General features: G+C 36.9%; 15 protein-coding genes. 5 read left to right on the forward strand and 10 right to left on the reverse strand.

The genetic code is table 11. The features are described 5' to 3' along the window. Window positions 1-54: 54 nt before the first annotated feature. Window positions 55-180 carry a DUF6254 family protein gene (locus tag CKJ95_RS23840; protein ID WP_010283238.1) on the reverse strand — a complete coding sequence of 42 codons (126 nt, stop codon included), beginning with the start codon at window positions 178-180 and terminating at the stop codon, window positions 55-57. A 124-nt stretch (window positions 181-304) separates the two neighbouring features. Between CKJ95_RS23840 and CKJ95_RS14130 the strand changes: the two genes are divergently transcribed. Both CKJ95_RS14130 and CKJ95_RS23420 read left to right on the forward strand, forming a co-directional pair. Next, on the forward strand, window positions 305-919 hold the full coding sequence (locus CKJ95_RS14130) for a CPBP family intramembrane glutamic endopeptidase (protein ID WP_099354089.1): 615 nt from the start codon (window positions 305-307) through the stop codon (window positions 917-919). Between the two features lie 4 nt (window positions 920-923). Beyond that, complete coding sequence (locus tag CKJ95_RS23420) at window positions 924-1,088, forward strand: hypothetical protein (protein ID WP_165918087.1); 165 nt, start codon at window positions 924-926, stop codon at window positions 1,086-1,088. Here CKJ95_RS23420 and CKJ95_RS14135 read toward each other — a convergent pair. From CKJ95_RS14135 to CKJ95_RS14145, 3 genes are all read right to left on the reverse strand, one after another. Continuing rightward, window positions 1,085-2,482, reverse strand: coding sequence for an amidohydrolase (locus CKJ95_RS14135; protein WP_099354090.1), 1,398 nt, complete (start codon window positions 2,480-2,482; stop codon window positions 1,085-1,087). The two genes, CKJ95_RS23420 and CKJ95_RS14135, sit on opposite strands and share 4 nt — an antisense overlap. A 73-nt stretch (window positions 2,483-2,555) precedes the next feature. Further along, a complete protein-coding gene (locus tag CKJ95_RS14140; RefSeq protein ID WP_099354091.1) occupies window positions 2,556-3,278 on the reverse strand; it encodes a small-conductance mechanosensitive channel in 723 nt (240 codons plus the stop codon). Between the two features lie 21 nt (window positions 3,279-3,299). Next, window positions 3,300-4,007: a DUF5058 family protein gene (locus CKJ95_RS14145; RefSeq protein WP_099354092.1), complete on the reverse strand. Its 708-nt coding sequence runs from the start codon at window positions 4,005-4,007 to the stop codon at window positions 3,300-3,302. A 203-nt stretch (window positions 4,008-4,210) separates the two neighbouring features. Between CKJ95_RS14145 and CKJ95_RS14150 the strand changes: the two genes are divergently transcribed. Beyond that, window positions 4,211-6,292, forward strand: coding sequence for a helix-turn-helix domain-containing protein (locus CKJ95_RS14150; RefSeq protein ID WP_099354093.1), 2,082 nt, complete (start codon window positions 4,211-4,213; stop codon window positions 6,290-6,292). A gap of 113 nt (window positions 6,293-6,405) precedes the next feature. On the opposite strand, the gene CKJ95_RS14155 is transcribed toward CKJ95_RS14150, so the two are convergent. After that, window positions 6,406-7,437, reverse strand: a complete 1,032-nt coding sequence (locus CKJ95_RS14155; protein ID WP_099354094.1) for a YkvI family membrane protein — start codon at window positions 7,435-7,437, stop codon at window positions 6,406-6,408. Window positions 7,438-7,685: 248 nt separating this feature from the next. Between CKJ95_RS14155 and CKJ95_RS14160 the strand changes: the two genes are divergently transcribed. Beyond that, window positions 7,686-9,821 carry an ATP-dependent Clp protease ATP-binding subunit gene (locus tag CKJ95_RS14160; protein WP_099354095.1) on the forward strand — a complete coding sequence of 712 codons (2,136 nt, stop codon included), beginning with the start codon at window positions 7,686-7,688 and terminating at the stop codon, window positions 9,819-9,821. 43 nt (window positions 9,822-9,864) lie between these two features. Here the strand turns inward: CKJ95_RS14160 and CKJ95_RS14165 are convergent, their stop codons facing one another. From CKJ95_RS14165 to CKJ95_RS14175, 3 genes are read right to left on the reverse strand one after another with little or no spacing between them, the layout of a single operon-like run. Beyond that, complete coding sequence (locus tag CKJ95_RS14165; protein WP_099354096.1) at window positions 9,865-10,845, reverse strand: DMT family transporter; 981 nt, start codon at window positions 10,843-10,845, stop codon at window positions 9,865-9,867. Window positions 10,846-10,859: 14 nt separating this feature from the next. Next, a complete protein-coding gene (locus tag CKJ95_RS14170) occupies window positions 10,860-11,324 on the reverse strand; it encodes a GNAT family N-acetyltransferase (protein WP_099354097.1) in 465 nt (154 codons plus the stop codon). 59 nt (window positions 11,325-11,383) lie between these two features. Next, window positions 11,384-12,256, reverse strand: coding sequence for a GNAT family N-acetyltransferase (locus CKJ95_RS14175; RefSeq protein WP_099354098.1), 873 nt, complete (start codon window positions 12,254-12,256; stop codon window positions 11,384-11,386). A gap of 133 nt (window positions 12,257-12,389) precedes the next feature. On the opposite strand from CKJ95_RS14175, the gene CKJ95_RS14180 reads away from it, so the two are divergent. Continuing rightward, window positions 12,390-12,692 carry a hypothetical protein gene (locus tag CKJ95_RS14180; protein ID WP_099354099.1) on the forward strand — a complete coding sequence of 101 codons (303 nt, stop codon included), beginning with the start codon at window positions 12,390-12,392 and terminating at the stop codon, window positions 12,690-12,692. Window positions 12,693-12,733: 41 nt separating this feature from the next. On the opposite strand, the gene map is transcribed toward CKJ95_RS14180, so the two are convergent. Both map and CKJ95_RS14190 read right to left on the reverse strand, forming a co-directional pair. Then, window positions 12,734-13,486: a type I methionyl aminopeptidase gene (gene map / locus CKJ95_RS14185; protein ID WP_099354100.1), complete on the reverse strand. Its 753-nt coding sequence runs from the start codon at window positions 13,484-13,486 to the stop codon at window positions 12,734-12,736. Between the two features lie 307 nt (window positions 13,487-13,793). Beyond that, window positions 13,794-15,488: a M3 family oligoendopeptidase gene (locus CKJ95_RS14190; protein ID WP_099354101.1), complete on the reverse strand. Its 1,695-nt coding sequence runs from the start codon at window positions 15,486-15,488 to the stop codon at window positions 13,794-13,796. Between the last annotated feature and the right edge of the window lie 60 nt (window positions 15,489-15,548).

Genomic DNA, 15,548 nt, shown 5'->3' on the forward strand with positions numbered 1-15,548 from the left:
TCTATCCCTAATTATAGTTGTGTTTTCAAAACAGAGTGTGTGCGCCGCATTTACCTATTCTTTTGTATCCTTGCCAGCTTCTTCAGCCAGCTGTTCAAAGGATTTGACTTTTCCATGTGGGTTTTGTGATTGTTTTCTAACTGTCCACTGGCGTTCTTGTTGACGTTTTGATTGTGTCATGTAGAATCTCTCCTTCTTTCAGATCATCACCATTAGGATGAGTCACCGTCGGTTATTTATTCTAAAAAAATGTCGTTCATGTTAAAATGACTACGACATAATCTAAGTAAAGAGGAACGACAATATGCATAGAAACTTTTATCTACTATTACTATTGGTACATATTTTATTGGCGACGAGTTTCCTGTCCACCATCCCTTTTTGGGTCATATTCACCATATCCTTTTTCCTTTTAACAGCAGCAGCAATCCGTTTCGCCAATTTTGATAAGAAATCTATATCAGCATCCAACCTAGCTATCGCTATCTTCTCTGGCATTATGATGTATGGCCTTTTCTCGATTGGAAAAATGGGTTCCGCTTTCCTCTTTCCGAACATGCTAGATGAAGTGGCGGATTTATATATGAAGATTCAGCCACAGCTTTCCTGGCATTTTGTAGTACTCTTTCTCATCATCATTCCGGGTGAAGAGCTCTTTTGGAGAGGCTATATACAGAAGAATATCGAGGCAAAATTCGACAACAAGCTAGTCGCAATCGTCATATCCTCTCTTCTTTATACGTCTGCCAATCTTTATACGTTTAATCCACTTTTTTTGCTTGCGACATTTGCAGGTGGGGTTGTTTGGGGAACATTATATATGTGGAAACGAAATATTTTTCTAACAATCCTTTCCCATCTTGTCTTCAATTTATTTTTGCTAGTACTTTTCCCACTATTTTTAAATAAGGGGGCATGACTACATGAAGAAACGCAGAAAAAGGAGAGCGAAGGATGGTAAGTATACCTTCTCCGATCTCCTAGGTGATATTTTATTTGCTTTGCCTGAGATTATTATTTTCCCATTTCGTATCATTTTTTACCTAATTAGAGGTCTCTTTAGGAATATATTTGATTTCTTTAATTAAGCTAAATTTGTCGTTTTCGGTTTAACATTTTCAGGAATACCTGCAACATATGACTTATCTTTTGTGCTTAGATTAAACTCCTCTTTTGCTCTTTCAAGTATATGATTATTATTTAGTAACAAATCATATGCTGATAATGCCATTGTTTGCGCGGCAAAGTGCATTCCCTTGATACCAATGGATGAACCAAATGAGGCTGTGGCCTGCCAGGTATGTAACTGTATACCGATAGGAGCACAAGTTGCCATTATTGAACCTACAGGTGTAATCCAACTAACATCACCAACATCTGTTGAACCAGTTAAAACTTTGCCCTTTGTCAATTTATCATTTTGTAAGTCTGACGCCAGGTTTTCATTTGTAGCATTATGGGTCATTTTTACGATGTTAGAATCTACTGTCTTAAGTAATTCCTGAGCAAATTTCGCTTCTTCAACAGTATATGCTAATGGTTCTGCTAGTTTCATATTTTCAAACATGAGGTCATTTAAGGCTTCATTTGGAAGTGTGTCATAAGCAAAAGCATCAATTTCTGAATAGACCTCAGTTTCTGTCATAAGTGCTGCTCCTTGAGCAATTTTCTCTACCCTTCTAAGGATATCTTCAACTTGTTCTTTTGTAGATGCCCGTAAATAATACCAAACACTAGCATGTTCAGGAACAATATTAGGAGCAAGTCCCCCATTTGTAATGACATAATGTATTCGCGAACCGTCCACCACGTGCTCTCTTAAAAAGTTTGTACCGACATTCATCAATTCAACTGCATCTAGTGCACTTCTTCCAGCATGTGGTGAGGCGGCCGCATGGGCTGGGATGCCTTTAAAGTGAAACCTAATGGATACAATTGCTTGCATGCTCATATTTAATGTCATGGTAGTTGTCCATGGATGCCAAGTTAACGCACAATCTAAATCGTCAAAGACGCCTTCTCTCGCCATGAACGTTTTTCCAGACAATACTTCTTCAGCTGGACAGCCATAATAACGAATAGTCCCATTGATATCACACTCATCCATTACTTCTTTTAATGCGATTACTGCTTCAACCCCTGCTGTTCCGAGTAAATTGTGACCGCAGCCGTGACCTGGGCCATCTAATTCAACTGGTTCCTGAACTGTATTAACCGTTTGAGAAAGGCCAGGCAAAGCGTCGTATTCCCCTAATATCCCTATTATTGGTTTACCTGAGCCATATTCAGCAACAAACGCAGTAGAAATTCCTCCTATCGGGGAATGAATTCGAAATCCTTCTTCTTTTAATTTAGACGCTTGTAGATCACTTGCATAGTTTTCCTCATATGCAATTTGCGGATGTTCCCATATTTTTTTTGCCATTTCAGTAAAATCTGATTGGTTGTTTTTAATCCACTGTAAAATATTCTGTTTACTCATCTTTTAATCCATCTACTTAATGGATTTTCACCCCTTCCAAAAATTCATTACATACAAGGTCGACACCAAGAATTTATTTATTTTTCTCTTGTTTTTTGATTTTCTCTAAAAGTAAACAAACTACAACTGTTCCGAGTATGCAGACAAATGTTTGGAATGCACGGGGAACAGGATCTAAATTAACAAATAAACCAAAAGCTATCCCAACTACACCAAATAATGGTTTTTTTATAGCAAACTGAGCAATGACTCCTCCAAAAATAGCCGGAAGGACAAAGTTTAGGCTATTTAAGACTGATTCAGGCAAGATTGTTAAAATGTATGAACCACTTAGTATTGCTAAAATAAGAATGATAGCATTCACGATCGAAGCAGTCGCAATTGCCAATGAGGCAGTGATTTCTCCCTTTTTAGTTCCTGGTTCTGCATCAACAACACGTTGAGCAACCGAAGCACATGGAAGACACATGTTTCCGATATTACCTGTAAGAAATGCAAGATATGTACCAGAAACCCCCAAAACAGGATAATAGCTAATCGGCTCCAGCACCCAAACAAACATGATAATAGCTGCATAAGCAGTAAAACCTGAAATTATAGTTGACCAGCCTGGATGGTAACCAAGAACATATGATAGATATAGAGGCACAATTAATGTTAATGCAATGATTCCCCAAATTGTTAAGCGTCCCCAAAAATGAGACTTTAATTGAAAGGTTTCAAAGTCCATTGATGATGCAGACACTGGCACTGATTCGTTTATAGATAGATTATTTTCCTCTCTAGTAACTGGCATATAGCTCTCCTACTTTCTTTTTTAAGATATCAAGTAACCAGCAAACATACCCACAATAATAACCAGACCTAATGACCATTCTTTTATCCACCTCAACTGGGTTTTATCTCCGATCCATATAATGATGGGCATAACAATAAAGGCAACAATAAATACGACGAATTCACTAATACCTTTTACCATTTCTCCCCCACCAAGGTAGCTAAAAGCCCCAATCATTGCAGCAACTGATACTGTACTTAACATCGTTACATTTTTGGGATTAGCTTCTGCTTTTTTCTGTATTTTCCCTAGAGATTTAGTAAATAGAGCAACGAATAATAACCAGCCCATTCCACCAAGACACATCACCCATACTGCATTTGTAAAGGCTTGTAACGTATAACCTTGAGAACCTAAATCTACCCCAGCTGCTTTAGACCCTATACTTGCACCAACTGTTTCTATTGCTGCTGATCCAATAATAGAGATTCGCATTAATGTAACTGGGCTTCCAATTAAAGAAATCATTGAAATAGCGACAACGATGATTGCTAAAGATGGTCCAAGCGAACTAATCGCACCCGCCCTTATCGCAGACTTTACATCTGTGGAAGTCATACCGACGGATTGGCTTGTTTTTGATGCAAGCCGAATAAAGACGATAGCTTGAAAGATTACGATACCTACTACCAGTGAGGCCAAAATCCAGAGTGGTAAGCTATTTGCCGTTTGTAATACTTTTTCCAAAATAATCTTCCTCCTTTTTTTAATTACTTTTAATTACAACCTCTAACTCCTAAAGAAAGTGCATTCAAAACTTAATGGTTGAAAATTCTATATTTTCTAATTCTTATAGTAATTTATTGAATTACCGATTACAATGTAATAAATTACATAAATGATACGGATGAGATAGAACTTTCTACATTTTCTAGTCTTGGAGGTTAGTAATGAAAATAAATCAGCAAATTTTATCTTTTCTAGATAAGATGTTTAAAGGCGCTTCCTATGAAATCTTGGTACAAAAAGCACATGATACTTCGTTCAACCTTATGTATAAAAAAGGAACTCTAAGAAAAGAGAATATTAGTTTACTAACATGTAATGGAGAGAGCAAATACAAAATCATGACAAAAAAGGGGTACTTATATATTTCATTTTCTTACGTAAACGAGCATTTAGTGCTTCTTCGCTCTAACTGTGAATCTTGTCCTTTTGATGAAAGAGATTTGGATTATTTATATGTGTGCTTCGAACTTTTAGATGCTAAAAGTCAAATCGAGGCTAAAGGTGCAGAATTAGAGATGCTAATCGAGGGGATACGTTCTGTTTCTTCCTCTCTTGTCCTTGATGATCTATTAGAGAAGATTACAAAAAATGCATTATCAGTAATACCAGTTGCAAATGCAGGTTATCTACAACTCTATGACTATGATCAAGAAAAAATCATTACAAAAACAAGTGTAGGATTTGAACCGAACATCAGAAAGCTTAAAATGAAGGTCGGAGAATCGATTACGGGTATGGTTTTTAAGGAAGGAAAACCGTTGATTTATCATTCTAAAGAACAGATTTATAAAGTAATGAGTGAGAATTCTATTTCCGAGAGAAATCTAAATATTATCAAGTCTTCGTACAAAGGAAAAGAAATTCAAGCAATTGTTAGTGTACCTATATCTATTGGGGAGAAGCGTATTGGAGTCATGACGATTCACCAATTTAATAAAGTAGGGAAATTTACGGATGATGACGTGCGACTTTTACAAGGATTTGCATCCCAGGCTGCAATTGCGATTCAAAATGCACGTCTTTATACAGAGGTAAAGCAACAATTAAATGAGCTCGCAAAAAGAAACGAAGTCCACGACAGACTTATTAAGATTTCTATACAAAACAAAGGTTTAAAGTCAATTATCAGAGAAATAGGTAAAATGATAAATGATCCGTTTTCCTTCTACGACTATTTAGAAAACGATTGGTACCATAATCAAGAGAAAGAAAAAATTTATTTTAGCGTGGATGAAATTACTACTATTTTTAAACATAGAAGAAATGCTGTTTTCGTGGAATTGCGTAAGCCTGATGAGGGAAAATTTTATCTTTACCCAATACTCAATGGTACTATTTTTCTTGGATGTTTTATTTACCCCTACTCTAATACATTATCAATCATTGATCGAATAATTATCGAACAAGGTGGCTCCCTACTCGCACTTGAACTTGTAAAGAAACACACACTAGAGGAAATCTATTATAAGAAATCTCATGAATTTTTTAATGAATTGATTCAAAGCAAAGAGCCAGAAGTCTTACTTGAGAAAAGAAAAGAGTTTAACTTAAATCCTTCTCATGTGTTTTATGTGGTCTTAATTGAACTTGTTAATTATAAAGATTTATATAAGCTTGGTGCTGATATTCATAGTATTATCTCATTGATAAAAAAAAACATCCAAGTCGTGCAACTCATCTACGGATTTCATAATAAAATCATATTACTTGTTTCATTTGCACACAATTCAGTATCTGACAACACGATAAGGGGATTAAAAACAATTATTACTAACTGGAAAACTAATAATGATTCGTTTGTGTGTGTGGGTATTGGTTCTGAAAAACAGGGAGTATATCACATAGGAAAGAGTTATGAGGAAGCAAAGAAGGCAGTTGCCTATCTAGTTAATAAAAAAGAATCTGGTATGATTGCATATGAAAGCATTGGGGTTAATCGCTTGTTTATTAATCAGGATACAAATGAGATTCAGGAATTCATAAATAACTTTTTCCAGCCTTTAAGTACAGCAAAATCAAAGAAAAATGATTTAGAACAAACATTGCTAACATATGTAAAGTTAAATAAGTCTATTAGTGAAACTGCGAAAAAACTTCACGTTCATATTAATACACTATATCAGCGTCTTAAAAAAATTGAGGACATGCTAAATTTGAGTTTTAATGACCCTAAAGACTTTCTTGAAATACAACTTGCCTGTCATCTTAAAGAAACATTCGCTTATTCTAAGGATGTACATTAGTTATTTAAGTAGTTACGTTAATCACCATAAAAAGTAAATAAAGAGGTTGAAAATACCTCTTTATTTTTCCTCTTGTATAGTTTTATTTATCCAGGTTTTGATTATTCCCTCGGTTAGCGTTTCATCGGTCTTGCCAACAGGACTAATAAAATCAAACTCATATACCCAAACAACGGATATAAGAATGAGATCAATGAGCCATAACCTAATTGACTTATCACATACGCAATCGATAGTATACCAAACACAATTAAAATGGATGGTAGTTTGAGGACATTTTTCAGTTGGCGCTCAAGGCCAAATAGGTTTCCGATTACAGACGTAAAGATTTCCCCATAAATCACAAGGATGTACAACCAGTAAAACGCAGCCATGAAGTTTTTCATCACTTCAGCCATCGGGATTTCAAAACCTTCTACATTTGGTAGTGCGGATAATGATATATGGCTCGTAAATAAAATGAGACATAACGCGCCACCACCGATAAAACCGCCCCATCTTAATGTTTTTTCATGGTCAATTTCCTTTGCAAGCGGAACTAATACGGGCATCGCCATTGTCAAATTAAAAGCCGAATATAAAAACGGTGAAATCAACCATTTAGCGCTTTGCGACTCAATTTCTGGCCGACTCAAAAGACCCGTTGCATCCGTTGCTATTACCTCTATTGCTAAAACAACACTAAAGAATATCATAATTGGAACAACAAACATATTTACACCAAATAAACCCTTAACTCCATATGTTAAAACAAAAACGGAAAGCCCACCCGTTAATAAGATTCCGAGCTGATAGGATATCCCCAATTGTTCATGAAAAACTGCACCTGCACCAGAAAGCATTACGGAAGTTACTCCTATTAGTACAAGGAGCATAAGTGCATTCACAACAAACCCTATTTTCTTTCCGAATAAATATTCATTAAATTCTTTATATGAATCTGCTTGAATTCGGTTTGCAATAATCATAATTCTTGTTCCTAACCATATAAATAGGAAACCGCTGATGCAGATTCCAATCATGCCATATACACCGTGCTGGGTAAAAAATTCAACAATTTCTCTACCTGTTGCAAAGCCTGCTCCTACGATTGTTCCTACATATACAGCACCAATCTGGAATGCTGCTCCCCAATTCCCTCGCACAAATAGCCACCTCATTGTTTAACTGTATTACTTGATATATATGTACAAGTTCTATAAATAAGACGAGCTATTATTTCGGAAACATGCGGAAAAAATTGCTAGGACTTTTCACTTGAAAGTCAAAATTGGTCAAAGTATAATGTAGTCATAAGGTCAAAGATGGTCAAACGCTATGTATCATCATAAATGACCTATTTCATTTATCTTATTGGTCAAAGATAGTCAAAAATTCAAGGAGGTATTTGTTTATGATTTGTCAAGCATGTAATCAAAATGAAGCTACTGTTCAATTACATCTTCAACTTAACCATGAAAAGCGACAAATTCAACTTTGCAGTGAGTGTTATGCGAAGGAGAAGAACAACATGAAAATACCTTCAGGATTGAACGGTTTCCCTAATTTCACATTTGATGACCTATTTAAAGGCAATGCCTTCGGTCAACAAATGGGAATCAATCAACAACAAACACAAACAAAACACGGTGGAAATGGCGGAGGTCTTCTCGATCAATTTGGACGGAACCTTACTCAAATGGCAAAAGCTGGACTAATTGACCCAGTGATTGGCCGTGATGAGGAAATCCAACGTGTCATTGAAATATTAAACCGCCGTAATAAAAATAACCCCGTTCTAATTGGGGAACCGGGTGTAGGTAAAACTGCAATCGCAGAAGGATTAGCCCTACTTATCGCTGAAGGAAAAGCACCTAACAAGCTTTCAAATAAACAGGTTTATTTACTAGATGTTGCATCATTAGTTGCAAACACGGGTATTCGTGGTCAATTTGAAGAGCGTATGAAACAATTAATTGCGGAGCTTCAAAAACGTAAAAATATTATTTTATTTATCGATGAAATTCACCTATTAGTTGGTGCAGGTTCTGCAGAAGGGTCAATGGATGCAGGTAATATATTAAAACCAGCTCTTGCTCGTGGTGAGCTTCAAGTGGTCGGTGCAACAACCTTAAAAGAATATCGAGAAATTGAAAAAGACGCTGCACTTGAGCGCCGCTTCCAACCTGTTATTGTGGAAGAACCATCGATTGATGAAGCGATTCAGATTCTTGAAGGAATTAAAGGGAAATATGAAGACTTCCATGGCGTAAAATATTCAGATGAAGCGATACGCGCCTGTGTTACATTATCACATCGCTACATTCAGGATCGCTTTTTACCAGACAAAGCCATTGACTTGCTTGATGAAGCTGGTTCAAAAATGAACCTAGTATCTGGTGGAACAAATCCAAAGAATATTGAAGAAGAGCTTTCAAAAATTGCAGCAGAAAAAGAAAAAGCTGCTGGTGAAGAAAATTATGAATTAGCAGCAAAATTAAGACATCAAGAAATTCTACTTGAAAAACAATTAAATAATCCAGAAAACAACGTAGAGCATGTGATTGATGTCGAAAACATTCAACAAATTATTGAAAAGAAAACGGGTATTCCTGTTGGTAAGCTCCAAGAAAATGAACAACAAAAAATGAAGCAACTTGCAGAAAATCTTGCCAAAAAAGTAATTGGTCAAGATGAAGCAGTAACAAAGGTTGCGAAAGCAGTTCGTCGTAGCCGTGCTGGTTTAAAGACTAAAAACCGCCCAATCGGTTCCTTCCTCTTCGTTGGACCAACTGGTGTAGGTAAAACAGAGTTAACGAAAACCCTTGCAGAGGAACTATTCGGCTCGAAGGATGCCATGATTAGACTCGACATGAGTGAGTATATGGAGAAACACTCAGTCTCTAAAATCATCGGTTCACCTCCTGGCTATGTCGGCCATGAGGAAGCTGGTCAACTTACTGAAAAAGTCCGTCGTAATCCTTATAGTATCATTCTTTTAGACGAAATTGAAAAGGCACATCCGGACGTTCAACATATGTTCCTACAAATTTTAGAAGATGGTCGTTTAACAGACAGCCAAGGACGTACAGTAAGCTTCAAAGAAACAGTCATTATCATGACAAGTAATGCCGGAGTTGGTGCTCCTAAGAAAATTACGGTCGGCTTTGAAAAGGCTGAAACTGATGCCTACAAGGAATCATCTATCCTTGAATCACTTGGTTCCTTCTTCAAGCCTGAGTTCTTAAACAGATTTGATGCCATCATCGAATTCAAACAGCTTGAAAAAGAACATCTGCTACAAATTGTCGACTTAATGTTACATGATCTAAAAGCAACTCTTAAAGAACAAGAAGTAACCATCACTGTTGACGATGAAGCGAAACAAAAATTAGCTGAGCTTGGTTACCACCCGGCCTTTGGTGCACGTCCACTACGCCGTGTCATCCAAGAACAGCTTGAAGACCAAATCACAGATATTCTTCTAGAAAATGAAGATCAAACAAGTTTGAATGTAACAGTTGAAGAAAATAAAATTGTAGTAAAATAATCTTCCCACTAAAAATGCAGAGCCCAAAAAGCTCTGCATTTTTTTATATTGACTTAGTCTCCAGGTCAGTCACTTTAATCGGTGTCTTTCGATTCGAGAACAGGCTGTGTAGCACCATGCCACCAGCAATCATAAAGAGTCCAATAAAGGAATACATCGTTGGCATTGGTGCACTTAATAAAAGGACCTCACCGAATATGACAAAAATAATCTGAGTAGCTTGGGTTGCTTCTACAGCAGCAAGTTTACTTTGATCATGTTTAACAAGCTCTGTTGCAAAAAAGAAAAGCACGGTTGCGATAATCCCAGAGGAAATCCCTACAATAAAGGACTGAAACACCTGATCCTTACTTGGAAGTCCAACCGTAGCACCTCCAATTCCAGCAATGATTAGCCAAAATGGAGTCGATGCAAGTGTCATTCCAAGCACACGTTGAAACGTATCAAAGTTATTATTACAATGCTGCATCATTTTCCTGTTACCTAATGGATACGCAAAAGCTGCCACCACAACTGGAAGAATCCCTACAAGTAACATCTCCATTCCAATACCTTCATCTGCTGCTTGAAGTTGAATCAAGATAATCCCAATAAAAATTAGACTAGAAAAAATAAGACCTTTAACAGGGATTTTTTCTCGAACCCTTTGCATTCCATTCTTTGTTTCTATTGTCTTATAGAAAAACGGAACAACTAGTAATCCAGCAATAATCACAAATTGCCACGTTCCCGCAACCAACCAACCGGGACCTGATGCTGCTGCAAATGTAAGGGGTGCATAAAACAATCCAAACCCAATCGTACTCCATAATATCCATGTAACGGGATTTGTTTTTAACTCATGTAACAGTTCCCGCATATTCCCTCTGATGAGAACAATGCCAATCAAAAATGGCACCATAAAAAAATACCGCAATGAAGAGCTCCAAAGCCAACTACCACCTGAAAGCTCCATCGAACGATTTAGAATAAAAGTAACTGCAAAAAATAAAGATGAAACAATTCCAATGAGTATTGCTTTCATTCATTTACTCCTTCCTACACCTTAAAACAATATACATCTTCGTCCACAAAGCCTTTAATGATTTCACCTGTTTTCGTAAATCCCGCTTTTGTATAAATATGGATTGCAGCTTTGTTCGTTGGAATAACCGACAAGTAAATCTCTTCACAATAGGGTAAAGTCCTTATCATTTCTGCAATAATTTCCTTTACTGCCGCTGTACCATAGCCTTTACCTTGAAATTTATAATCAATCATAATCCTGCATAGTTCAAACCGATTTCGTTCATTATCTAGGCCGAACATCGTAAATCCAATTAATTGCGTCCCATCGTAAATTGCCTTTGTTACCCAATCTGGTTGGACTTTTGCCTGGGCAAGTGAAAAAACATTTGAAGCAACCCATTTTTCAAATAAAGCAAACTCTTTGTCCTCTGATTTTAATCGAATGACATCCAGTAAATTTTCCATCGTGACATCACGTAAAATGATTTTTTTCAATTACCCTCCCCCACTTTACAATTGGTTTGGTAACCGATTGGTAGGAATATTCTAATAATTTATTTTATCATAAAGACTTGCTCTGCTTTCACATTAAATCCTTCTTTTTCTAATATATCCCGTAAAATATTATTCGACATTGAAATATTGGCTGCTGTCCTTGCCACTTGTAGACTAGTTGGTTTATAAACCATACATAGTAGATTTCTTACAATGTCCTCTTTTATTAGCTGCGAAGGCTCGGCCTCACATTGAAATAGAATAATAGATTGAAGTGTAGCTTCCTCATTAAACAACCTTTTATAGATTGCATAACCGACCACATTGCCGTTCTCATCTAAGGCTAGAATCGATTCTCCATCACGCGCATTGTTCCACTGCGTTTGCCACGGAACAAGTGCTTTATAAAATGGTGCCTGCAACGCGTCAATTGGAATCCCTTTTTTATATGTATAACGGTTATTTTCTGATGAAAATGCATCCTTTGATAATTGACCTGTATGTTGGAGGTGAACTAACTCATCTACAATTTTATAACCGAACTTCTCGTATAAAGAGATAGCTTTCGCATTTTCTTTCACAGCCTCAAGCGTGGCAACTTCTACACCTTCCTCTTCATAGATTGCTAGAACAGCATCAATCAGCTTTTTGCCAACGCCCTTCCCGCGGTAGTCAGGGTCAACACCTGTTCCACCATTCCAAGAAACCTTCTTACCATTAATAAGGCGAATGCCGTTTAATATAATTCCTACTGGTCGCTCCTCGTCATAAGCAATCACGGAGAGGGTTGGAGAAAGCCCTTCCAAAATTAATCGTCTTGTAAAAAAATCGACAGTAGTTGTCATATCAAAATAGTAACCTTCAAATCCTTTATTCCAAGCAACTACTGCATCTTCAAGTGTACATTGGGACAACCGCTTTATCGTGATCATGATTTTATCGCCTCTTCCTAAAAAGTAATTTAGTTGATTTATTTAACCATATTTTTGGATGGGCTACAAGTAATTTTTGGAAGTGTGTCATCTCCCTCTTTTCCCCCTCATATACATTAATGAGGTGGAAAACATGTCCATTATTCCAAAAATATTCTTAATCATGTCATTTGCCCTATTATTTTTAAATGGTTCAGCATTAGGATTTATTTTGTTTACTGAAAGGTTTAATTCTTTGTTTGGATATGGCTTTTTTATCTTTACGTGTCTAGTGGGGGCAGTTTTTGCGTCGATTGCTGAAGAACCTGGATCGACGACGAAGAGGTTTTATTGTAGATATTGTTTATATGGGAACCTGCTTGTTATAGTTTTCCCGCTCTATTTTCACTGGGTTGCGGACTCCATCTTCCCAGTATTAATCGATACCTTTCTTTAACAAAAAAAGTGCCACAATGGATGTGACACTTTTTTTGATTATTATGCATCTTGATCGGTTAAGATTAGTGGACCATCTTGTGTAATTGCAAGTGTATGTTCATATTGTGCGGAAAGGCTGCCATCGATTGTGCGCGCAGTCCAGCCATTTTTATCCATGGTTGTTTGATATTTTCCGACGTTGACCATTGGTTCGATTGTGAAAACCATACCTTCTTTTAAGCGCAATCCTTTGTTTGGAAGACCATAGTGTAACACTTGTGGCTCCTCATGCATTGTTGGTCCGATTCCATGTCCGATAAAATCACGAACAACTGAGAATCCTTCACCTTCTGTGTAAGACTGGATAGCGTGACCGATGTCTCCAAGTCGGTTGCCGATTACCGCTTGTTCAATTCCTTTGTACATTGCCGTCTTTGTAACATCGAGAAGCTTAGCTGCCTTTGTTGAAATTTCACCGACCCCATAAGACCATGCAGAATCTGCGAGTGCGCCCCCAAGGTTTACGACCATATCAATTGTGACAATATCACCATTCATCAGTGGTTTCTTTCTAGGAAACCCATGACAAATTTCATCATTAATTGATGCGCATGTTGCAAATTTATAGCCCTTGTAGCCTTTTTGTTCAGGCGTGGCACCATTTTTCTTTATAAAATCCTCAGCAAAGCTGTCGATCTCAAGACTTGTGATTCCAGGCTGAATCATTTTAGCAATTTCCTTATGACAAGCAGCTAAAATTTGGCCCGCTTCACGCATTAATTCAATTTCTCTTTTTGTTTTTAAATGAATCATGAAAACACCCTCAATTTCAGTTTGATGTTCTTATTATATCCTTAATTAATACCTTTTGCATAACATACAACTTAATTTGGAAAATTTGAAAAAAAAGCACATCAAATGCGCTTTTGCATTTGCGCCCGATTTTTAGGCCCACAGGAAGTGGGTCAAAAAGACGTTGCCACAGGAAGTGGCGTTCTTAGTCTTTGAACTTATTGCTCGAAAAATTTCCTTTGAAAAATCGTGGCATCCGCCGGAGGCTTTAACTTTATTCATGAATAAAGTTAAAAGACCGCGGATTCCTCCACAGTCCTTATGTTTCTTATAATGTTTTGTCGTCAACGCTATTTAGCCATGCTTCGATTTCACCAATAACAGATTCTACAGTTCCCTCTTCAAATGGAGATAGTAGATTTGCAACCTCCACTAATTCGGTGAAAGGCTTGCTTCCACCTTGTTTACATAAGTGAAGATAATCAGCCCATGCTGCTTCATGGTTTTCTCTAGATTTTTTCCAAAATTGGAATGCACAAATTTGAGCTAATGTATAATCAATATAATAAAAGGCAGTTGTGTAAATATGGCCTTGACGCTGCCAGAAGCCACCTTTTTCTAGATATTCATTACCATCATAATCGCGTAATGGCATATACTTTTTCTCAATATCTCTCCAAGCTTTATTGCGTTCAGATGGTGTTATTTCTGGATTTTCATATACAAAATGTTGGAATTCATCTACTGCAACCCCATATGGTAAGAATAATAACGCTTCACTTAAATGAGAAAACTTGTATTTATCTGTATCTTCTTTGAAGAATAACTCCATCCATGGCCATGTGAAGAATTCCATGCTCATTGAATGAATCTCTGCAGCCTCATATGTTGGCCAGTTGTATTCAGGAACTTCGTAATGTCTACTTGAGTAAACTTGGAATGCGTGACCTGCCTCATGTGTCAGAACATCAATATCTCCTGAAGTTCCATTGAAGTTTGAGAAAATAAATGGTGCTTGATAATCGCTAATGTACGTACAGTAACCGCCACTAGCTTTCCCTTTCTTGGCAACAAGATCCATTAAATTCGTATCAATCATATAATTGAAGAATTCTTTTGTCTCCTCAGAAAGCTCCTCATACATTTTCTTTCCATTTTCAATAATCCACTCAGGGTCACCCTTTGGTACAGCATTACCGGTTTTAAAGCTGAATGACTCATCATAATATTTTAGGCTATCAATTCCAATACGCTCTGCTTGACGCTCACGAAGCTTTACTGCCAATGGAACGATATGATCCTTTACTTGTTTTCTGAAGTTAGCTACCATTTCTGCATTATAATCTGTTCTGGATAATCTTACGTAAGCTAACTCTACAAAGTTTTTAAATCCTAGCTTATGTGCAATACGTGTGCGTACCTTTACAAGCTGATCATATATTTCATCGAACTTCTCTTGGTGCTCTTGGTAAAATGCAAATCGTACTTCATTCGCTTTTTTACGCATACCTCTGTCTTTCGATTCCATAAATGGCTGTAACTGCGCTAACGTACGTTCTTCTCCCTCAAACATAATTTTTGCAGACGCCACAAGCTTTGTATACTCTGAAGAAAGCTTATTTTCTAATTGAAGATCCTCCACAACTTCTGCAGAGAATGTTTTGATTTGTGTTTCAGCAAAATCAAATAGCTGTTTGCCCCATTTGTTTTCTAATTCGGTACGGAATTTAGAATTAACAAGAGCATCATAGTATTTCGTTGTTAAGCCTTGAACTAATGGCTGTATTTCATCAAGATAATCTTGCTCATTTTTATAGAATTCATCATTTGTATCAACCGTATGCCTGATATAGCAAATGTTAAAAGCTGTATCAACTGTTCGTTGAATGGCAATGATTTCTTTCATCGCTTCATCTTGTCGGACTGGATTTGCCGCATTTTTAAACTTTTCAAGCGCTACATTAAATGTTTGCTCTACTTCGTCCATGTTCGGGCGGACATACGTAAAATCATTAAAATTCATAGAAAGTTCCCCTTTTCGCTTAAGAGATTCGTATATGTATACTCTTACATTGTAAACCAC

The organism is Fredinandcohnia onubensis (genome assembly GCF_002734285.1).
Lineage (GTDB): Bacteria > Bacillota > Bacilli > Bacillales > Bacillaceae_L > Ferdinandcohnia > Ferdinandcohnia onubensis_A.